22 protein-coding genes and 1 tRNA gene are annotated in these 20,792 nt (G+C 33.3%); 15 read left to right on the top strand and 8 right to left on the bottom strand.

The annotated features are described in order from the left end of the window. The first annotated feature begins 44 nt into the window (after nucleotides 1-44). Nucleotides 45-998, top strand: coding sequence for a cell wall biosynthesis protein (locus IJL02_RS08520; protein ID WP_292814920.1), 954 nt, complete (start codon nucleotides 45-47; stop codon nucleotides 996-998). Between the two features lie 4 nt (nucleotides 999-1,002). Then, a complete protein-coding gene (locus IJL02_RS08515) occupies nucleotides 1,003-2,052 on the top strand; it encodes a glycosyltransferase (protein ID WP_292814917.1) in 1,050 nt (349 codons plus the stop codon). 5 nt (nucleotides 2,053-2,057) lie between these two features. Here IJL02_RS08515 and IJL02_RS08510 read toward each other — a convergent pair whose 3' ends face one another. Then, nucleotides 2,058-3,359, bottom strand: coding sequence for an NAD(P)/FAD-dependent oxidoreductase (locus IJL02_RS08510; protein ID WP_292814914.1), 1,302 nt, complete (start codon nucleotides 3,357-3,359; stop codon nucleotides 2,058-2,060). A gap of 78 nt (nucleotides 3,360-3,437) precedes the next feature. Here IJL02_RS08510 and IJL02_RS08505 point away from each other — a divergent pair, with 78 nt between their 5' ends. Further along, a complete protein-coding gene (locus IJL02_RS08505; RefSeq protein ID WP_292814911.1) occupies nucleotides 3,438-3,713 on the top strand; it encodes a HypC/HybG/HupF family hydrogenase formation chaperone in 276 nt (91 codons plus the stop codon). On the opposite strand, the gene IJL02_RS08500 is transcribed toward IJL02_RS08505, so the two are convergent. The 7 genes from IJL02_RS08500 to IJL02_RS08470 all read right to left on the bottom strand — a co-directional run bounded on the left by IJL02_RS08500 (nucleotide 3,707) and on the right by IJL02_RS08470 (nucleotide 7,801). Continuing rightward, nucleotides 3,707-4,222: an amino acid-binding protein gene (locus tag IJL02_RS08500; protein WP_292815003.1), complete on the bottom strand. Its 516-nt coding sequence runs from the start codon at nucleotides 4,220-4,222 to the stop codon at nucleotides 3,707-3,709. The two genes, IJL02_RS08505 and IJL02_RS08500, sit on opposite strands and share 7 nt — an antisense overlap. A 141-nt stretch (nucleotides 4,223-4,363) precedes the next feature. Continuing rightward, a tRNA-Ile gene (locus IJL02_RS08495) sits at nucleotides 4,364-4,438 on the bottom strand. 102 nt (nucleotides 4,439-4,540) lie between these two features. Further along, the gene (locus IJL02_RS08490) at nucleotides 4,541-4,825 is read right to left on the bottom strand and encodes an iron-sulfur cluster assembly protein (protein ID WP_292814906.1); all 285 of its coding nucleotides are present in this window, start codon (nucleotides 4,823-4,825) and stop codon (nucleotides 4,541-4,543) included. Between the two features lie 62 nt (nucleotides 4,826-4,887). Then, nucleotides 4,888-5,796: a DUF5591 domain-containing protein gene (locus IJL02_RS08485; protein WP_292814903.1), complete on the bottom strand. Its 909-nt coding sequence runs from the start codon at nucleotides 5,794-5,796 to the stop codon at nucleotides 4,888-4,890. Between the two features lies 1 nt (nucleotide 5,797). Then, a complete protein-coding gene (locus IJL02_RS08480; RefSeq protein WP_292814900.1) occupies nucleotides 5,798-6,289 on the bottom strand; it encodes a TIGR00295 family protein in 492 nt (163 codons plus the stop codon). 2 nt (nucleotides 6,290-6,291) lie between these two features. Next, nucleotides 6,292-6,810, bottom strand: a complete 519-nt coding sequence (tfe, locus tag IJL02_RS08475) for a transcription factor E (RefSeq protein WP_292814897.1) — start codon at nucleotides 6,808-6,810, stop codon at nucleotides 6,292-6,294. A 136-nt stretch (nucleotides 6,811-6,946) separates the two neighbouring features. After that, the gene (locus tag IJL02_RS08470; RefSeq protein ID WP_292814894.1) at nucleotides 6,947-7,801 is read right to left on the bottom strand and encodes a coenzyme F420-0:L-glutamate ligase; all 855 of its coding nucleotides are present in this window, start codon (nucleotides 7,799-7,801) and stop codon (nucleotides 6,947-6,949) included. Nucleotides 7,802-7,883: 82 nt separating this feature from the next. Here IJL02_RS08470 and IJL02_RS08465 point away from each other — a divergent pair, with 82 nt between their 5' ends. From IJL02_RS08465 to IJL02_RS08410, 12 genes are all read left to right on the top strand, one after another. Beyond that, nucleotides 7,884-8,456 (top strand): pyruvate kinase alpha/beta domain-containing protein, encoded by a 573-nt coding sequence (locus IJL02_RS08465; protein ID WP_292814890.1) that lies wholly within the window; start codon nucleotides 7,884-7,886, stop codon nucleotides 8,454-8,456. A gap of 121 nt (nucleotides 8,457-8,577) precedes the next feature. Further along, entirely contained in the window at nucleotides 8,578-9,714 is a 1,137-nt protein-coding gene (gene ftsZ / locus IJL02_RS08460; RefSeq protein ID WP_292814887.1) for a cell division protein FtsZ, read from the top strand. Nucleotides 9,715-9,849: 135 nt separating this feature from the next. Next, nucleotides 9,850-10,029, top strand: coding sequence for a protein translocase SEC61 complex subunit gamma (locus IJL02_RS08455; RefSeq protein WP_292814882.1), 180 nt, complete (start codon nucleotides 9,850-9,852; stop codon nucleotides 10,027-10,029). Between the two features lie 393 nt (nucleotides 10,030-10,422). Further along, nucleotides 10,423-10,893, top strand: a complete 471-nt coding sequence (locus tag IJL02_RS08450) for a transcription elongation factor Spt5 (protein WP_292814879.1) — start codon at nucleotides 10,423-10,425, stop codon at nucleotides 10,891-10,893. Then, complete coding sequence (locus IJL02_RS08445) at nucleotides 10,893-11,375, top strand: 50S ribosomal protein L11 (RefSeq protein WP_292814875.1); 483 nt, start codon at nucleotides 10,893-10,895, stop codon at nucleotides 11,373-11,375. The genes IJL02_RS08450 and IJL02_RS08445 overlap by 1 nt, the downstream gene beginning before the upstream one ends. A gap of 177 nt (nucleotides 11,376-11,552) precedes the next feature. Beyond that, nucleotides 11,553-12,191 (top strand): 50S ribosomal protein L1, encoded by a 639-nt coding sequence (locus tag IJL02_RS08440; protein WP_292814872.1) that lies wholly within the window; start codon nucleotides 11,553-11,555, stop codon nucleotides 12,189-12,191. After that, on the top strand, nucleotides 12,191-13,189 hold the full coding sequence (locus tag IJL02_RS08435) for a 50S ribosomal protein L10 (RefSeq protein ID WP_292814870.1): 999 nt from the start codon (nucleotides 12,191-12,193) through the stop codon (nucleotides 13,187-13,189). The genes IJL02_RS08440 and IJL02_RS08435 overlap by 1 nt, the downstream gene beginning before the upstream one ends. Nucleotides 13,190-13,245: 56 nt before the next feature. After that, on the top strand, nucleotides 13,246-13,539 hold the full coding sequence (gene rpl12p / locus IJL02_RS08430; RefSeq protein WP_292814866.1) for a 50S ribosomal protein P1: 294 nt from the start codon (nucleotides 13,246-13,248) through the stop codon (nucleotides 13,537-13,539). Nucleotides 13,540-13,781: 242 nt separating this feature from the next. Further along, nucleotides 13,782-15,563: an McrB family protein gene (locus IJL02_RS08425; protein WP_292814863.1), complete on the top strand. Its 1,782-nt coding sequence runs from the start codon at nucleotides 13,782-13,784 to the stop codon at nucleotides 15,561-15,563. A 7-nt stretch (nucleotides 15,564-15,570) separates the two neighbouring features. Next, on the top strand, nucleotides 15,571-17,439 hold the full coding sequence (locus IJL02_RS08420) for a DUF2357 domain-containing protein (RefSeq protein WP_292814860.1): 1,869 nt from the start codon (nucleotides 15,571-15,573) through the stop codon (nucleotides 17,437-17,439). A gap of 47 nt (nucleotides 17,440-17,486) precedes the next feature. Next, complete coding sequence (locus tag IJL02_RS08415; protein ID WP_292814857.1) at nucleotides 17,487-17,879, top strand: (deoxy)nucleoside triphosphate pyrophosphohydrolase; 393 nt, start codon at nucleotides 17,487-17,489, stop codon at nucleotides 17,877-17,879. Between the two features lie 19 nt (nucleotides 17,880-17,898). Beyond that, nucleotides 17,899-20,775, top strand: coding sequence for a DUF3427 domain-containing protein (locus tag IJL02_RS08410; RefSeq protein ID WP_292814853.1), 2,877 nt, complete (start codon nucleotides 17,899-17,901; stop codon nucleotides 20,773-20,775). The last annotated feature ends 17 nt before the right edge of the window (nucleotides 20,776-20,792 follow it).

Genomic DNA, 20,792 nt, shown 5'->3' with positions numbered 1-20,792 from the left:
TTAATTATTTATTAGTAAAAATAATTTTAAAACTCGTGATTTAAATGTATACATCGATAGTTATAGCAATGATTTTTGTTTTTGTCTTATCTTTGCTAGGAACCGCAGTAATGGACATAATTTTCAGGTTTTTAGGTAAAAGAGGATATTTGGGAAATTTATATCCCAATGTTCGTGGTGGAATTCCAAGAGGAATAGGTTTAATTCCATTTATAATTTTATCACTTTACTTTTTGCCTGGATATAACAGCCTTATTTTAATAATCGGTGTTTTTGCATTTATCGATGATGTCCTCGGAAGGAAAAAGTCTCCATTCGGAATTGAATGGGGTCAGTTATCACGAGGTATTGGAATAATACTGGTCATGGCTGCAGGCTTTATCCAGGGTCTGGGTGTTTCTGCGATTTTCATTGCTCTTTTAGTGCAGCCTCTCAATATTTCAGATATGCAGCCTGGATCAACTTGTATTGTCACTATGATAATGTGTATATTGACAATGATTTTCATGGTTCTTTTCGGCTCTGCCGAAGTGGCCGAACTTCCGGCAATCTATACTCCATTATTGCTGTTTGTAGTTTGTATGGGATACTCCCCACTTGACTTTTCAGGAAAAATCATGCTTGGTGAAGTCGGAAACCATGTTTTCGCAATAGCACTGGGAGTTTCATATTATATAATGGGAGGTTTGGTCGGTTTAATAGTCATGTTCATAATTACCACTTTCCTTATTGCCTTTGTTAGAAGAAACACTTTAAAAGTCTTCTTCAGACAAAATCTAAGGTTGCTTGACCCAACATTCGGAGATTACTTCATGGATGTTCTAACAGGAGGAGGATTAGGAGATATGTTTAGAAAATGGATTTTTAAAGATAAACAATATGAGGTTACCAATCCGTTATTAATCACATTGGGCTTTAGAAGATTATTATATAATCCTCATGCACCTCATCCGAAAGCATACACTCCTAAAAAGTCAAAATTAAGATTGGGTGCGTGATTATTTGAAAGCGTTGCTAATTGTTACCGGACGGGGATTAGGCGGAGATGCGGCCATTGCTTTAAATGTAATAAAAGCACTTGAAAAAAGAGGTGTTCAATGTGAAATCGCTTTGGACGAATCCGCTCCGGGAATACTGTTTAAAAAGCATGGATATTCATGGCATAAAATTTCCATTCCTCAGGCTGGAGGCCATGCAGCAACCAAACTGTCTGCTGCAAAAGGCGCTTTGAAATTAATGACTGCTACTTTTAAAGCACGAAGTCTAATTAAAAGAATTAATGCTGATTTTGTCATTGGAGTTTTAGGTGGAGGAGCTATTGTCGGTTCATTAGGTGCAAAATTTGCCAGAAAACCTGCATTTTCTTTAATTTCCACACCTCTTGACTCAAAAGTATGTCCGAAGTTTAATGAATGCTTTATTTTACCTGATTTGGACAAGTTCAAATGGGAAACACTTCCCAAAAATACTGACAAGTCATTTTATCCGTTGGCTCCGGATTCAGGTGATGGGGATGCAAAAATCGGACTTTCCAAACTGAAGGAATTTCCTGATTTTGATGAGCAAAAAAAGACTATTGTATTTTCATCAGGATCATCCATATTCAAAGGAATGATTGATGGGGTTTGCCATATGGCTGATTTTACAGATGAATTCAATCTTGTTTTGGTTGGTCTTCCCTTGCATGATGAATACTTGGATGAAATAGATAAAAGAGATATTATCTATGCTGGCTATGTTGACTGGATAAACCATTTATTCAAATATGCTGATTTGGCGGTTTTAACTGATGATGGCGTTTCCATTCAGGAAGCTTTAAGCTGCAATACTCCTATTGTTGCCTTAACTCATGTAAAATGGGGAAGATATCAGAATATGGCAGGGGTATTTAAAGGAGCTATTGTTGAATCTTCTGTAGATGACGTTGTTAAAAATGTCCAGTATGCTTTTGAAAATATGGATTCTCTAAAAGAAAATACTTCAAAATATGCCAAGCTTTGCCTTGAAGCAAGTGATGTTCTGGCAGATAAAATGTTAAAAAAAGTAAAATAAGTGGTTTAGAGCCACATATTTTTAATAATTTTATAATTGGAATCTGTTGAAGGATGTATTTCTATAAATTCAGAATAATCATCCAGATTATAATCCATTCTCATTAAATAGGACAGGTATGCCACATCGCTTCCGGATGATGGGGATATTGAATTGATTCTATTTATTTTATTGTTTTCCTTGTCAAATTCCACTTCAGTATATCCAGTATCTCCGCTTAGAATGTGCCAGAATGAATGAGGTCCTGCAATTCCGGGTATTCCGATTGTCGCTTTGTCTTCATCACTGCATTGTGATTTTTCGTTTTCAACAAAGCTTGCTTCTGTATTTAAACTTAATGCCTGCGGAATGCAACTGTAACTGATTTTATTTCCATATCCTGCCATGTTTCTTGCAGCCACAATACCTTCCTTTCTGGCTACTGGTGTTAAAAGATATCCTCCTGTAACGTCTCCTGCAGCATATATGTTTTCAGCACTTGTTTTCATCATTTCATTAACTTTAATGGTTTTGTTTGGATTTAACTCAACGATATCTTTTGCAATTTCACTGTTTGGAGTTCTTCCTGTTGCAAAAAATGGAATTCCTTCTAGTTCCTTACCGTCTTCAGTCAATACCTTATCTTTAAAGGCTTCTTTAACATTGGTGTTCTCGAATATGTTAATGTCTTTCATGATGTTTTCTAAAATGTATTTTTTAGCGTTTTCACCAATTTCCTTTAGGAACTTGCTTCTTGCAAGAATATTGACTTCACTGCCTAAATTTGAGTAAATGTTGGCTATTTCACAGGCTATTACTCCACCACCGATAATATTCAGCTTTTCAGGCACTTTATCAATCTTTAAAATATCTTTGTTTGTCAGGCCGTATTCTTTACCTTTTATGTCTGGTATGAACGGACGGGCTCCGGTAGCTATTAGTAAGTTGTCATATTCAAGGCTTTCACCGTTAACACTAACGGTTTCACCTTCGATGCTGGCTTCACCGTAAATGATATTGTTTCCAAAGCTTTCATTTTCCATCTGATTTAAGGCTCTTAGTTTTTCCTGTGTTTCAACAATTTTTTCAACAATCTTTTCATATGAAATGTCAAGTTGGCTTTTTATAAATCCGTAATTGTTGAATCTGTTGTTTGTATCAATGAATTTTGTAATGTCTGTTAGTGCACAAATAACCATGCAGCCTTCATTTAAGCAGGTGCCTGCAATATGATTTTTTTCAATTAAAGTAACGTCTTCTCCTAATTTTCCAAGCTCCAGGGAGCCTAATCTTCCTGCGGGTCCGGAACCGATAACAATATTCCTCATTAAAACACCTATTAGATAATTTTATATATATTAAATTTAGTATATAATGTATATATTAAAATTATGGAGTTGTAATTAATGTGTATTGCCGCACCCGCTCAGGTTGTTGAAATTAACAGAGAAGATAATTGGTTATATGCTGACTTTGGTGGAGCAAGACAACAAGCTAAACTTGATCTCTTGCCTGATGTAGAGATTGGTGATTATGTTTTAATCCATGCAGGTTATGCAATTGAAAAATTAACTGAAGAAGCTGCTAAAGAATCTTTAGAAGCTTGGGAAGAACTTTTAGATATTCTCGAAGAAGAGGATATGGAAATGGAAAAAGCAAGAATGGAGTCAAACAATCAATAAATTGACACTCTTGTTACTCCTTTTATTTTTAAAAATTCGTTTATTAAATCCCCTTTGACTGGTTCTTCTGTAATTATTGTTAAAATCGGGCTTTTTTGAAGCTCTGTATCTTCAGCATAAGCTTGTCTTATACTGATTCCTTTTTTTGAAATTAAATCTGTTGTTGCAGCAAGTATTCCTGCACTTTCAGATCCCACTTCTATTTCGATAACACCTAATTCCAGGTTTTTTGCGATATTTTTCAGTAGTGTTCCTGCAGGAATAATGTTTGAAAATAAGTTGTTTAATTCTTCATCATCTTGAATTATTTCAATTGTTGATTTTATTGCTCTTCTGTCAACATCTGCTGCAGTTGCAAGAGCCTTATCACTAATTTTTAGATTTCCGCAATAAATCTTTCCTTCTTCATTGATTGACAGTCCCAGTTCAATCATCTTTTCCGCAACACGTATACGTGCAGGATATTTTTTAAATTTTTCATTGATTGTTTCCCACATTTTTATCATCATTCCAACTTTTTGTACATTCATGTTATTTTATGTTGATGGTATTATATAATTATTGTGAAAATAATTTTTTGAGAAAAATAGTTTTTAAAATTTAGATAAAGTTGTTAAGAATGTTAAAAAATCTTTAAAAATAGTTAGAAGTAGGCTAGATGGGATTCGAACCCATGACCTCCCGGTTATCAGCCGAGCGCGCTAACCAAGCTGTGCCACTAGCCTATGCAATTGGTATGACAGTTAACTGTCAACACTTATACTTATATTAATTACTATATATAATCCTTTCGGTTATATATAGAATTATATAAGATTTTGAAAATTTTATCTATTAATCATTTCGTTAATGGAGTCTGCCATAGCATGTCCTTCAACGATAATTTTTGCAGTATCAATGCCTTCAACGCTTTCAGCTCTGATTTTTGCATCAGCTGCAATGCGTGTGATACTCATACAACCAGGATTGGTTGGTTTAAGAATAATTTCTGCTTGATCGCCATCTACAGTAATATTTTGTACAATACCCATTTCTACAATACTGATTCCCATGTGAGGGTCATTAATTACAGAAACAGCATCTTTAATATCATTTACTAAATCTTCTGACATATAGTGTCTCCTATTTTTTATTATGTTATTACTTTTAAAGTTATGGTATATAAAAGGTTTGATTATTTCAATCTATGTTTTATTTTCACGCCGATACCATTTTCACATTCTTCCATTTCACGACCTGTCATTATGGCTTTTCCGACACCTACAACAGCATCATCTTTAACGACAACCACTTCATCGTTTGGAATGATATTGTGGTCTGCCTTATCGATTCCCGGTGCAAAAACGGTATTGGTCTTTAAATCAAAATCAATATTTACAATATTTATTCCCAAATCTTTTAGGATTTCGCCTCCTGCAAGATTCAGCCTGTACATTCCATAATCCTTATTCAGCAGTGCAAGCTGAACGCCTGAAGACAATATTCTTTTGTGATACATTCCTTTTGTTTTCACGTTATCTGGAATGAACTTATCTCCATTTTCACCAAATTGGTATTTGGCAATTGAACGTAACTCATGTAATGTTTTTTCTCTTCTTGAAACTTTCTGATGTTTTTTAAGTTCCATTCTTAAATTGTAAAGAGAATCAGGTGAAGTCGGACGGTCGTCAACACAGACATTAACAAAATCATCAACGTATGCCTCACAGGACTGCAGATATCCTCCCGCAAGATTTGCAACGATGGTTTTGCCTCGGGTGTATTTTTCAATCAGTCTTCCGGTCTCTTCAATTTCATCTTCAGACCAAACGCCTGTTGTGCTTGTGTCATAGGACTGTATCGGAAAAGTGTTTTCAAGTTCCCTTGGACAGATTCCAAAAGGGGATGTTACAATAAGTTCCTGGTATGATCTTGTCAGTTTTCTGAATTTCTGATGGGATTTGGAATTGGAATATGGTTTTTTCATACTGCAAGGCAGTAAAACAACTGTGTCTCCTAAAGGTTCCATCATTTCCATTCTCTGTCTCCATCTTACAGCTTCAGGACGGTAGAGAGACTGTTCACTTGAACATATTACTTTCATGTTATTCCTCAAAATCTTTAATTAATTCATCGTTAAGCTTTATTAATCTTTTAATGTTTTCATCGGGATTTTCTATTCTGCGTTTCCATTTTTCAATGACAAAATCAACATCCACTTCGGTTGTGCCGCTTATCAGGTTATCTGCATGGGCAACAATTTTTTCTTCCAAAGTTTCAGGTACGTATGATTTTACAGGAAGCCCTAACTCAGTGGCTTCCTCAGCAGTAATTCCTGCGCCGATGTGTCTTTCAATAATATTTAAAACGTCTTGACTGTAACCATATTCCCGTGCAATCTTAACTCCTTCTATTGCATGGGTTATGCCATGGGTTTTGGACCTTCCAATATCATGTAGGAGAGCGCCTTTTTTAATTAAATCAAGATTTGCTTCATCAAAATTAGCAGCTATTTTCATAGCTTTCTTATAGACTGCCTGTGAATGCTGTATAACATTTTCCGGAGTATTCACTTTTTTAAGTAATTCTATTTCCATTTTTATCCGTTTTTCTTGTTAAATGAATTAAAATTACTTTCAACCATTTTCAAATCTTCTTTGATTTGCTTGATGTTTTCGGAATTGTCCTGGAATTCTAATTCTTCCATACAGACAGGACATAAGAACTCATAGTCGGATGCATCATCAAAATCGAATCTTACGTGGCCTTGAGGGCAAATGAAAAACATGTTGTTTTCTTCACGTTCCAATTCGTCATTGAGCATCTTCAAATATTGTTCTGAATCTTTTTTAATACGATTTATAACTTCTTCTTTTTCAAATTTCCATGCATATGTGAACCATTGGGTTTCAGGGTCTTTACTTCTTTTATAACTAGCTAATCCCATGTCGTAAAGTTTGTAGAGTATTTTTCTGACAATATTTAATTTAATTCCAGTTTTATTAGCAATTTCTTCATCAGTTTCCACACCGTCGATTAATGTTTCAACGATAGGTAAATTACTTTCATCTTCAACAATATTGATTAATAATGTCTTTACTAATGGATCGTTTATCATTTAATTTCCTCTAGGATTTTAATAGTTATGTTATCATATTTTTTCATGGAACTGAAAAATAAAAATAAAATAAAAATTATGATAATATTAAAAATTAATGTTAAGTTTTGTTTTTTTTATTATAAAAACATAACTATTATCTTTTTCTAATGATTACTGCCGGCGTATGTGTTATAGAATCAAGCGCTTCAACAGTAACTTCATCGATTTCAGTTCCAAGTACTGCTTTAACACTATGGATTGTTTTCATTTCTGTTGAAAGTGATTTTTGATAATCCTCAGCAATATTGGCGATTTTTAGAGCGCTTCCAACATCCATTTTCTCACTACATCCGAGAGGTGTTGATCCCATGTTTTCGGATAGCTGTCCTTTCAGATATCCGAAAAATCCGTTATCTGCGTCAATACCTTCAATGGCAATCGGAAGGCCTGTAAAGTATTTCCCGTTTTTCATGTAGGTTGCATCGGTGTCTATAATCATGACGCAAACCTCTTTTCCAATTTCTTTTTTTATCTCGCATGCAACCTTTTCGGGATTTTCGGGAAGTAGGGATACGAATGTTCCGGGCGCATTACTTAAATCGATGCCGGCTTCTGATGCAGGTTTGAGTGCATGCTTTAGACCGTACAGCTGAAGGACAACTTCTTTATGGGCTTTTGTTTCTTCAGGCAGTTTTCTTAAGTTTTTGATTGTTCTTTTTTTAATTCCCAAAACGGGTCCCAAAACATATCCCCAAAGATATTTGCTCCATACTGTTGTTAGAAATTTTGCCGTAAGGGACGGTTTGTATAATGATTCATCAACCAATCTGTTCTGCGATACTGAAATTGGTGTTTCAGCTATTACAAGGTAATCTCCATCTTGCATTATTCTTTTTGCAGGTTCTATAATGGAATTTAAATCTTCATTTGGTTTGATGTAACCTGTTTCGATAGGTATTACAATGTAATCTCCATTGATTACATGCTTGATATTTTCTAAGTCAGTCATAAAAATCTTTAATAAATTTGATTTATATAATAATTTAATACTATAGAGTTTATAATTTTTTATTAAAATCGTGGTGTAGATTATGGCAAGAAAATTTATAACATATTTTGATGAACAGGGAAATGACTATACTGATGAATTAATTAAAGCTGTTAATGACAAATTGGAAGTTTGTGATAATATTAGATATATTCTAATAGCATCTTCATCCGGTGAATCAGCATTAAAATTAGCAGAAGCCATAGATAAAGATGTTACTATCATCAATGTTTCCCACAATGTCGGATTCAGCGGAGATAACGAATCAGATATTTCCGATGAGATGATTGAAAAACTCGAAAAAGAGGGAATTAAAACTTATCAGGGACTACATGCATTCAGCGGTGCTGCAAGAGGTGTTACAAATAAGTATGGTGGATACTCACCTTTGGATGTCGTAGCGGATACCTTAAGAATGTTTTCCCATGGTGTAAAAGTGGCTGCTGAAATATCTCTGATGGCTGCCGATGCGGGCCTGATTCCTGTCGGTGAAGAAATTATTGCTATCGGTGGTAGGGCGCACGGTGTTGATACTGCAGTTATTTTAACTCCAGTCAATTCAAAAAATCTGTTTAACATGCAGTTCCATGAAATTATTGCAATGCCAAGAGATTAATTATTTTTTAATTTTTTGGTTATTAATTTTCAAATTGCTTATATAGTAGGTGCATTTAAATATTAGATAAGATAGAAATATTTAACAATTAATTTTAATAAGCAGTATGTGGGGTTAAGTTGTGAAATTTATAGATGATGCAATAAAAGAATCTGAACAAAGAATGGAAGAGAAAGCTCCAGAAAAAATCTCTTCAGACATAGACGAAGATTTAATCAATATTATTCAAGGTGTTAAAACTAATATATTTGTTGTTGGTGCTGGTGGAGCAGGAAACAATACTATTACAAGATTAAATGAAATGGGTATTGAAGGCGCAACAACAATTGCCGTAAACACTGATGCTCAAGATTTATTTTACAGTCAATCTGCTAAAAAAATCCTTTTAGGAAGAAATACCTCTAAAGGATTAGGTGCAGGTGGAGAACCATCAGTCGGTGAGGAATGCGCTGAAGAAAGTGAAGATGAAATCAGAGAAGAATTGGAAGGCGCAGACATGGTTTTTGTCACTTGCGGTCTTGGTGGTGGAACCGGTACCGGTTCAGCTCCAATCATTGCCAAATTAGCTAAAAAATTAGGAGCATTAACTGTTGCAGTTGCTACCATGCCATTTTCTGCTGAAGGAATTAAAAGAAGAGAAAATGCAGAGCAAGGTTTAGAAAAACTCCAGGAAGCTGCTGACACTGTTATTGTAATTCCAAATGATAAATTATTGGAAGTTGCACCTAACTTGCCTTTAAACAAAGCATTCATGGTTTCCGATGAAATCTTAGGAAGGGCTGTTAAAGGCATAACTGAACTGATTACCAAAAAAGGTCTTGTAAGTTTAGACTTTGCAGATATCAGAAGTATCATGAGTGGATCTGGAATGGCTATGATTGGTATGGGCGAGTCCGATTCTGGCGACAGAGCTTTAGAATCTGTACATGAAGCATTAAGCAGCCCATTATTAGACATTGACATTTCCAATGCTACCGGCGCTTTAGTAAATATATCTGGTAGTTCAGATTTAACATTACATGAAGCTGAAAAAATCGTTCAAGTTGTTGCTGACAAATTAGACCCTGAAGCTAATATTATTTGGGGTACTCAAATTGATGAAAGTCTCCAAAATACTGTTAGAACTACTGTGGTTGTTTCAGGCATTAAAACTAATTATAATTCTGATGATGAACCTGATATTGAATACAGTGAAGAAATTTCAGAATCAGAACCTGCTAATGACCAACTGGATGATTTTATTGATGGAATTTTCTAATTCCATTCACTTATTTTTTTTCAAAAATGCAAACATTTATTAATGTTTAAGATATAAATTATTTTATTACTATTATTTTATTATAATTCATTAAATTATGATTTTTTCATAGTTTTTTTATTTTGGGTATTTAAAATGAATGTACAAGAAAGTTTTAACAAATTTATCAAAGACAGTAAAAGAGTATTGAAAGTATCAAGAAAACCTGATTTACCAGAATACAAGGAACTCGCTAAAGTGGTTTCTATTGGTGTTTTAATCATCGGAGTTATTGGTTTTGTTATAGTTTTATTAGGTTCATTAATTGGTTTATAAACCAATTTTCATTTTTTGATCCCAACTTTTTTATAATAAAATTTTGTAATTAATTTATTTTACTTCAAAAATTCATTTTTTTGAAAAGTTTTATATATTACTTATTTACATAGATATTGATATTATAGAAATCTAATTTTCAAGAGTTTTTTTTCTTGAATAATTATGGCTTTTATAATAACTTTTAACTTAATGTATGAATTTATCTTTTTGGATTAAAGAAACTAAGACTTTATTAAGTTTATATGTAAATTAATCAATTAGATGATAATTTTAGAACCTATTGAAGATAGGGGATAGCTTAGTAAATTTTCACATATGTGAATTACCTAAGAATCCGCATTTGCGGAACTTCATTAACTTAGTCAATTATTAAATATAGGTGAATTTTTCATGGAAGAATCTAATAGTTCCATATATGCTCTTAAGACCTCTGCAGGTCAAGAAAGGAATGTAGCCAGGCTTTTAGCTCGTAAAGCTAGAACAATTGATGGCATAGGTATTTCCTCAATTCTTGTTCCAGAATCTTTAAAAGGGTATATTTTAGTTGAATCTTCAACAAAAATAGATCTAAGAAACCCGGACTTAAAAGTACAACATTTAAGAGGGGTAGTTGAAGGTAGTGTAGGCATTACCTTCGAAGAAGCAAAAAGATTCTTGAAACCAGAACCAATTATTTCCTCTATTCAGAAAGGAAGTATTGTTGAGCTTATTTCTGGACCGTTCAAAGGTGAAAGGGCGAAAGTGGTTCGTATTGATGAATCACGTGAAGAAGTCGTCCTTGAGTTAATAGAGGCTGCAGTACCTATACCAGTTACTGTTAAAGCTGATCAAATTAGAATAATTCAAAAGGAGGCTGACTGATGGCTAAAGATACAGTCGAAGTTCTTATCGAAGGTGGAAGCGCTACTCCGGGACCACCATTAGGCCCTGCTTTAGGACCTCTCGGTATTAACATGATGCAAGTAGTGGAAGAAATTAATAAAAAAAGCGCTGACTTTGCAGGAATGAAAGTGCCTGTTATCGTCAGTGTTGACAGAGATACCAAAGAATTCGAAATCGAAATCGGTACTCCGCCAACCACTTCACTTATCATGGAAGAATTAGGCATCGAAAAAGCTTCTCACGAACCAGGTTTGGATATCGTAAATGACTTACCTATTGAAACCGCTTTAAAAATCACTAGAATGAAATTTGATTCATTACTAGCTAATGATTACAAAGCAGGTATCAAAGAAGTCATGGGAACCTGTGTAAGTATGGGATTATCTGTTGATGGTAAAGACCCTAGAGAAGCACAAAAAGCTGTAGATGCTGGAGAATATGATGATATCTTATTAGAATAGATATTATTTATAAAATTTAAATTTAAGTTAACAATACAGTGTATATGATGTTATAAGTAAAATTATAATTGATATACTGTTTTTAATTCATGCAATCGTTTAAGAATTTTTTTCTTGTTATCGATTCTCATGAAACCGAAATAAAATCCAATGAACATATGTTCATGGGGGATGAATATGACACAAGATGTAATTAACGCGGTGAAGGAGGCAAAAGAACAATCAAAGCCGAGAAACTTCACTGAGTCCGTAGATATTATTATTAATATCCGTGACTTAGATGTCAGAAAGCCAGAAAATAGGTTTAATGAGGAAGTTGCTCTTCCTAACGGCCGTGGCAAACCGATTAAAATCGGAGTCATAGCTGATGGGGAACTCATTGTTCAAGCTAAAGAGGCTGGTCTTGACACTGTAATTAATAAAGGAGATTTAGAAGAGTTCGGAAAAGACAGAAAAGCTGCTAAAAAAATGGCAAACTCTGTTGATTTCTTAATAGCTCAAGCTGATATGATGCCACTCGTTGGTAGATTCCTCGGTCCAGTTTTAGGTCCACGTGGAAAAATGCCAAAACCAGTGCCTGCAAGTATCAAATTAGATCCTCTTTTAGAAAGATTACAAGACACTGTCAAAGTTGGTGTAAAACAACAAGCAAGTATTCAAATTGTTGTCGGAAGCCAAGACATGTCAGACGAGGACATAGCTGAAAATGTGGAAACCGTTCTTACAGTCCTAGACCGCAATTTAGAAAAAGGAAGAAGTCAAATAAAGTCCATGTTTATTAAAACAACTATGGGACCAGTAGTGAGGGTGATCTAATGGCTCATGTTGCTGAATGGAAAAAGGAAGAAGTTAAAGAGCTCAAAGGCATTATTGATGAATATGATGTTGTAGGTCTCGTTGATTTAGAAAACATTCCTGCAAAACAGCTCCAGGAAATGAGAAAATCTCTTAAAGGTAAAGCTGTAATCAGAATGTCTAAAATTAATCTTATTAATTTAGCTCTTGAAGATTGTAATGCTGAAAAAACCAACATTGTTGATTTATCACAACATATGGATGGTCAAATTGCAATTATTGCAACTGAAATGAATCCTTTCAAATTGTACAAAATATTGGAAGACAGCAAAACTCAAGCTCCTGCAAAACCAGGAACTATTGCTCCTGACGATATTATCGTACCTGAAGGAGACACTGGATTTGAACCAGGTCCATTTTTAGGTGAATTACAACAAGTTGGAATTCCTGCAAAAATTGATAAAGGTAAAATCTGCGTTCAAAAAGAAACTGTCGTTGTTAAAGCAGGCGAAGAAGTTTCCAAACAAGTTGCAGCTACTTTATCCAGAATGGATATCAATCCGATGGAAGTGGGAATTGACTTAAAAGCAGTATACGAAGAAGGATCAATTTATACTTCAGATGTACTTGCAATCGACGAAGAACAAACATTAGCTGACGTACAAAATGCATTTAGAAGTGCATTCAATTTATCTGTAAACGCAGCTATTCCTACTGATGAAACTATTTCCACAATTATTACTCTTGCATACACCAGAGCTATCAACCTCGGTGTAGAAGCAGCAATAATGACTTCAGAAACTTCAGAACCAATCATTGGTTTAGCACAAGCTAAAATGATGGCTATCGCATCCGAAGTGGCTGGTGTTGAAGGCGCTTTAAGTGACGCTTTAGCTGAAAAACTTTCATCTGCTGCTGTAGCAGCTGCTCCAGTAGAAGAAGAAGTTGCAGAAGAAGTTGTTGAAGAGGAAGAAGAAGAGGAAGAAGAACCAGCAGCTGGGTTAGGGTTGCTATTCTAAAATTAATTTAAAATTTTTATAATAACTAACACTTTAAACAAATTAATGGTGATAACATGGAATATATATATGCGGCAATGATTTTGCACAGTGCAGAAAAAGATATTAACGAAGAAAATGTTAAAAGTATTATTGAAGCAGCAGGAATTGAAGCTGATGATGCTAGAATCAAAGCTTTAATCGCAGCTTTAGAAGATGTTGACATCGACGAAGCTATGGAAACTACTGCTATGGCAGCAGCAGCACCTGCAGCTGCACCTGCAGCAGCAGAAGCTGTTGAAGAAGAAGAGGAAGAAGAAGAAGCTTCTGAAGAAGAAGCAGCAGCTGGATTAGGTGCTCTCTTCGGATAGATTTTTTAAAAATCTATCACCTTTTATTTTTTCTTTTTTTGACTATTTTTAATTTAGATCTATTTTTTTCATAAAGGTATTTTTTTTCAATATAGTTCAATTTATAATCTAATTCTAATCATAAGATTTTAGCATTAATATTATTTTTTTGATCATTATTTTTTAATATAAGTTTATATATAAATTGTATTAATTACGGGATTTTGATTTCATTTCGTAAAATTGCTTTGAGTGGGTTTATTATGGTCGAAAATTTAAATGTTGATTCATTTTATAAATATCTAATTGCTAATGGATATTATTTTGATATAGAGTTAATTGAAAATTATCTTTTATCTTTAAAAGTTAAACCGTTTGAAATATTAACTGGAAATTCTGGAACTGGAAAAACAAAATTATCACAGTTGTTTGCTCAATTTTTAAAAGATTCAAATTTTTACATGATAAAAGTCACCACAAAAGCTAGATCTTGGGGGTATAGTGAAAAAAAGGGTACTGAAGGGCATCGTTGTGGTTGGACTATTTTTCCAGAGTATGTTGAAGGTATTGTTCCGTATAATATTAAAGATACTTATGAAATTGAAGTTGGTGGTCATACATCCACTGCTCAAATCAAGATATTCCCTCAATTATATTATGATAAGCATAATGAAGAATTAAAAAGTTATTTTAGAGAATTGTATTATGATGAAAAGGATCAAATCATAAAAGATAATGCTGAAGGCACTAAGCATAAAAATCAATTAGTTGATTTAGGCATTTCTTGTGAAAGTTTACAATCTATACTTTTCAATGATTATATTCATTCAAAGGAATTTTCTGTTAAAATGAATAATATTGATTCTTTTCTTAAGGATGGGGTGCTTATTTCTAAGGATATATATGAATATACTCCTTTAAATGCGGTGGTTGATTGTGTTGCGTTATCCGGAGGCATTTCCGCCAATGCAAATTTTCATTTAAAATTTCGAATGTATAATTATTTAACTGATGAAATTAGAGAATATTTAAATTCTCTTAAAAGTAAAGGGGAGTCATCATTTGAATTAAAAATTAAGAATTTTATCCCTATTGAAAACTTCGAACCTAATTTCAATAATATGAATTATAAAATTGTTCCAATTGGTGCTAATTGGACTGATAACACTAACATTGTTGGTTATTATAATGTAATCACGGAAGATTATCAATCAACTCCTGCTTATGAGTTAATTAAACAAGCTCAAAATGATCCGGATAATCCATATTTCTTAATTTTAGATGAAATGAATTTATCTCATGTTGAAAGATATTTTGCAGATTTCTTATCAGCTATTGAAAGTGGTGAAGAAATACCTTTGTATGGTAATAATGAAACATTAAGACTTCCAAAAAATCTTTTCATAATTGGAACTGTTAATGTTGATGAAACAACTTACATGTTTTCACCGAAAGTTCTTGATAGGGCAAACACTATTGAATTTAACACATTAACTGCTTGGGAGTATATGTCCTCTGATTTGGATCAAGGAGATTTTGAAGGAAATATTAATTATTTACAATCTCCATTAATCGACTCTGATATAACTAACTTAAATATTGAAGATTTAAAGGAAATTCTATCTGAAATTTCATATATTGATAATAATCTATGGGATATTTTAGCTAATGAACTTACAGAATTCCAGAAAATACTTAAGGGTTCCAGTTTTGACTTTGGTTTTAGAGTAATCAATGAAATTCTAAGATTCATGGTTGTTGCATGGAGATATGAAAACGAACCTGCTGAGTGGGAAAACTGGCAGAGATACTTTGATGCTCAAATTAAACAAAAAATCCTTCCAAAATTACATGGGTCCGAAAAAGCTATTGGAAATGTGTTGACTAGTTTGTTTAACAGTTGTCTGGAAGATAGAAACAATAATGAAAATCCTAAAAACTTCACTATCACTGAAGAGAGTTGCAGATATTACACTTCAGCCTTAAAGCTTCAAAAAATGTCTAAAGTATTATCTGATCAAAGATATGTTTCATTTATTAATTAAGATTTAAATGATCGAGCAAAAAGTTATTATTCAATTAACTGATGAGGATTTAAATGAACTTGGAACATTAACAGTCAGTTCTATTGACTATAGGGGAGATTTGGAGTCTAACGTTAACATCTCACATTTTATAGCTCTTGAAAATGTTCCGATTGTTGATGAACCAGATAATTTAACTCCTATTCAATATTGCCCAAATATAGGAGCCAATTTTGCCAAGTTAATGTTTTTAGAAGAAACAGAATATCAAATTTTATTTGAATCTAAGGTTTCTGAAGATAATCTTGATGTTTTATACTCGTTAACTAAAATCAATGACAATCATTTTAAACCATTTAGGTTCTCTTTAGATGATAAAATACTTGGAACTCTGAACTTTAGAAGTTATGTTGGAAAATCATTTTTAGATGTTCGAAAGGATAGCATTAACTCCAAAAAAATTCCAATAGAAGTTAGATCCAAAAAAATAGATTATTTTAATCAATATTCAGCAATGATAGCTGATTTATCACAACATGCGTTAAGTTTAATCTTTGAAGTAAATTCTCCACTATATCAAGAATTTGAGCTGGATTCAAGAGAAAAAGAAACATATTATGAAGATTTCATGTTTTTAGAATATCTTTTCAGAGAAGATAACTTGCCTTCAATTTTCGAATATCTGTCTAAAAACTTGCATTCGCAGCTTAGAAATCATGTCGAAACGGTTCAGGTTTCATTCGCATCAAATGTTAATCAAAACACTTTAAAAAATATTGTTTCAAAACCAAATAAATTATCCAAGTCAAGTGCTGATTTACTAATAGTTGATAAATTAAACGGTTACATTCCATCTGAACTGGAGCAAATCAAGCATGAGGAGGTTATAAATATTCCTGAAAACAGATTTTTCAAATATTTCTTGGAATTAATACAAAATTTGGTCGAAAAATTACTTGAAAGCTCAAAGGAAGGTTACATTAAAGATAAACTATTGTATTTTAGAGATGAAATTTCATATTATCTGTCAAGTAAGTTTTTCAATCACATATCTTCAATGGATTATGTTCCTTTCAATTCACAGATTTTACAGAAAAAAGAAGGTTATAGGGAAATTTTTCAGTACTTCTTAATGCTTGAATTCTCATTTAGATTAAGTTGGGATGAAGTTAATAATCAGTTCAAAGGATTTGAGAAAAAATTGTCTGAATTATATGAATATTGGTGTTATTTCAAAATATTGAAAGTTTTAAACGATTTAAGTGTTTATAAAATCAACTTTGAGGATGTATTTGAAATTAACAAGGATAACTGGTCAATTAACATCAAAAAAGGAGAAAGATCGGTTAAAAAATTCAAATTATTTATTTATGATAATGAAATTGATGTTGAATTGTTTTATAATTTGAGATTTTCAGATAAATCGCAATATAAGTCATATTCTCTTGCTTTTAAACCAGATTATACTTTACTCATCTCAATTGATGAATATAAACATTATATTCACTTTGATGCAAAATATAGGTCAGAATTGGAGATTATTGATTTTTACAACAAAATTGAAGTGTCTGATACAGATTTGGATAAAGAAATTGATGAAAGGGATTCGTTAGAAGAAAAAGATCGTGAATTTAAAGATGGGGATATTTATAAAATGCACACTTATAAAGATTCAATTCTGAAAACTGAAGGGTCTTATGTATTATATCCGGGAAACAAGACAAAAAGATTTTATGAATCTGATTTAATTATTCCATCTGTGGGTGCATTTTCTTTAACTCCGGGCAATGAGGATGTAGAGGAAGATAATCTGGAAATTTTCATTAAAGAAGTGTTAAAGACACTTTTATTTAATCATGGTTTGATTATGTATACTTGGGATAGTGCTAATTATTAAACTATATAACGTAAGCTGCTAAATATTTAATCAGGAGATTTATCAACATGAAAACTTTAAATGTCGTTGCAGCTATTATTAAAAAAGACAATAAAATCCTAGCAACCAAAAGGGGCTATGGTGAGTTCATTAACATGTGGGAGTTTCCGGGCGGTAAAATAGAACTTAACGAAAGCAAAGAACAAGCACTAATTAGAGAGATCAAAGAAGAGCTTGACTGCACAATCAAACCCACAAAATTTGCTTTGGACCTGGAATATCAATATCCTACTTTTTATCTTAAAATGTCCTGCTTTGAAGCAGAAATCATTAAAGGAACTCCAAAGCTTCTAGAGCACAACGATGCCAGATGGCTTACAAAAGCCGAACTTGACGAAGTCAACTGGATTCCTGCAGATATCGAAGCTGTAAACTACCTGAAGGAAACCATGGAAGATTAACTCAAAAAGAGAATAAAAAATGAACCCTGAAGATATTATCAACGGAGCAAAGACTGCATTTATAGATGAACAGTTTAGCTCCAGTGCTGATTTTAGACCTAAACTTCTCTACAACAACAGAAACAATAAGGTCATAAACTCAATCAGGGACGAAATCAGGGATTGTGATGAATTCATCATCTCATCGGCTTTCATCACATACAGCGGCATTGTGCAGCTTCTAGAAGAGTTCAGGCAATTGGAGAAAAACAACGTTAAGGGAAAAATACTAACCACAGACTATCTGTATTTCACAGAACCTAAAGCGTTAAGAAAGCTTCAGGAATTTAAAAACCTTGAAATCAAACTCTACAGCCAAGAAAAAGAGGGTTTTCACACTAAAGGCTACATTTTTAAAAAGGATGATGTCTATAGGGGTATTGTCGGAAGCTCCAATCTCACCATGAATGCCCTTGCGGTCAACAAGGAATGGAATGTCGAGTTCACCTCCATGGAAGAGGGTGAAATGCTTGCTGAACTCAAAAGGGAGTTCAATGATTTATGGGCTCAAGCAGACGACCTAAACGACGTCCTGCCTGGGTATGAAAAAATTTACAAAGACAACAAAAACTTCAAAAGCATCAGAAAAATCACCGATGAGCTAAAAGAGCAAAACATTAGGGATTTGACTCCAAATATCATGCAGGAGGATTTCATCAAAAATTTAAGATCCTTAATCAAGCAGGGTGAAAACAGGGCTATTCTAGTATCTGCCACAGGTACAGGTAAGACTTACGCTTCAGCCTTTGCAGTTAAGGATTTCAAACCCAAAAGGTTTTTGTTTCTTGTTCACAGGGAACAGATTGCTAAACAATCAATTGACGCTTATAAAAACATTTTTCAAGACCACGATAACTTCGGGCTTTTGTCAGGAAACTCCAAGGACTTTGACAAGAACTACCTTTTCTCAACAATCCAAACGATGTCAAAGGATGACATCTACACAAAATATGACAAAAATCATTTTGACTATATCATCATCGATGAGGTTCACAAGGCGGGTGCATTGAGCTATCAAAAGATTTTCAGATATTTTGAGCCTAAATTCTGGCTTGGAATGACTGCATCACCCGAAAGGACTGATGGCTTTAACATCTATGATTTGTTTGACAATAACATTGCCCATGAAATCAGACTGCAGGAAGCCTTGGAAGAGGATTTATTGTGCCCGTTCCATTACTTCGGAATTACTGATGTCGAGTTCGACACGGGCGAGATTGATGACGATTTTACCGATTTCAACCTGTTAGCTTCAAATAAGCGTGTTGAGTACCTTTTGGAAAAATCAGAGTTTTATGGCTATTCCGGTGATAGAATCAAGGCATTGGTATTCTGTTCAAGAAAAATGGAAGCGCAAATGCTTTCAGAAGAATTTAGCAAAAGAGGTCACCCTTCAGTTGTTCTCACAGGTGACGACTCACAGGAAAAACGTCTTGAAGCAATCGACAGGCTTACAAATGACGACAATCCCGACAAACTGGAATACATCTTCACTGTTGACATCTTCAATGAGGGTGTTGACATTCCAGAAATCAATCAGGTCCTTTTGGTAAGGCCAACAGAATCTCCAATCATCTTCATTCAACAATTGGGAAGGGGATTGAGAAAATACAAAAACAAGGAATTTGTCGTTATCTTGGATTTCATAGGTCACTATAAAAATAATTTCATGATTCCAATTGCCCTGTCAGGGGACAGATCTTATGATAAGGATAAAATCAGAAAATATGTGATGGAAGGAAACAAGATCATTCCTGGAGCATCATCAATTAATTTTGATGAGATTTCTAAAAAACGTATTTTCGAGTCAATCGATAAAACTACATTTTCAAAAATCGCATTATTTAAGGAAAAATACAATAATCTAAAGTTTAAAATTGGAAAAATCCCAATGTTGTGTGATTTTTATGAAAATGGGGACATGGATCCACTATTGATTTTAAATCACTCCTCATTTAACTGTTATGCTGAATTTTTACAAAAAGTTGAGGAAGACTATAATCATCCCTTTGATGAAAATCAAATTAATTGCCTTAAACTTATTTCTAAAAACTTGGCCGATGGAAAAAGGCCTCATGAACTTTTGATACTTAAATGTTTAATGTATAATAAATCATTTGACGTTGATAAAATTGCTGAATTGCTGAATGAAAAATTTGAACTTGAAAATCAATTAAAATCAATTGAAAGTGCAATTAATTTGCTTAAACTAGATTTCTTCACCGATAAGGAAAAAGCCAAGTATGGAATCACAACCTTTTTCCATGAAAACTACAATATTTCAAACCAATTCAGAGAATTCCTATCACAGGAAACCTTTAGAATCCATTTGGAGGATTTAATAGATTTTGCACTTTTAAAATATGAAAATGTATATCATTCAAACTCAAAACTCAAATTATATGAAAAATATTCCAGAAAGGATGTCTGCAGACTCTTAAATTGGCCACATGATGATTCATCAACAATGTATGGATATAGAATTAAGCATAATACCTGCCCTATTTTTGTAACTTATAAAAAAGATGAGAACATTTCTAAATCTACCCAGTATGAAGACCAATTTATCAATAAGGAAAGTTTTTCATGGATGACCAGATCAAATGTCAAATTGGAATCAAAGGAACCACAGGCCATTATCCATTATGCAGAAACTGACCTTGAAATTCACTTGTTTGTTAAAAAATCTGATGATGAAGGTAAGGATTTCTATTATATTGGTCAGGTAACGCCGTTTGATCAAATTGAAACTACAATTACTAATGATAAAGGTAAGGAATTGCCTATTGTAAACTTCAAATTCAAAATCAACACCGAAGTCAAGGATGAACTTTACAGCTATTTTGTAAATGACTAGAAAAACGCTATTTTTTA

This window comes from Methanobrevibacter sp. (assembly GCF_017427765.1).
Classification (GTDB): Archaea; Methanobacteriota; Methanobacteria; order Methanobacteriales; family Methanobacteriaceae; genus Methanocatella.
The sequence above is the reverse complement of the archived record's forward strand: the minus strand, read 5'-3'. Positions and strand labels throughout refer to the sequence as shown.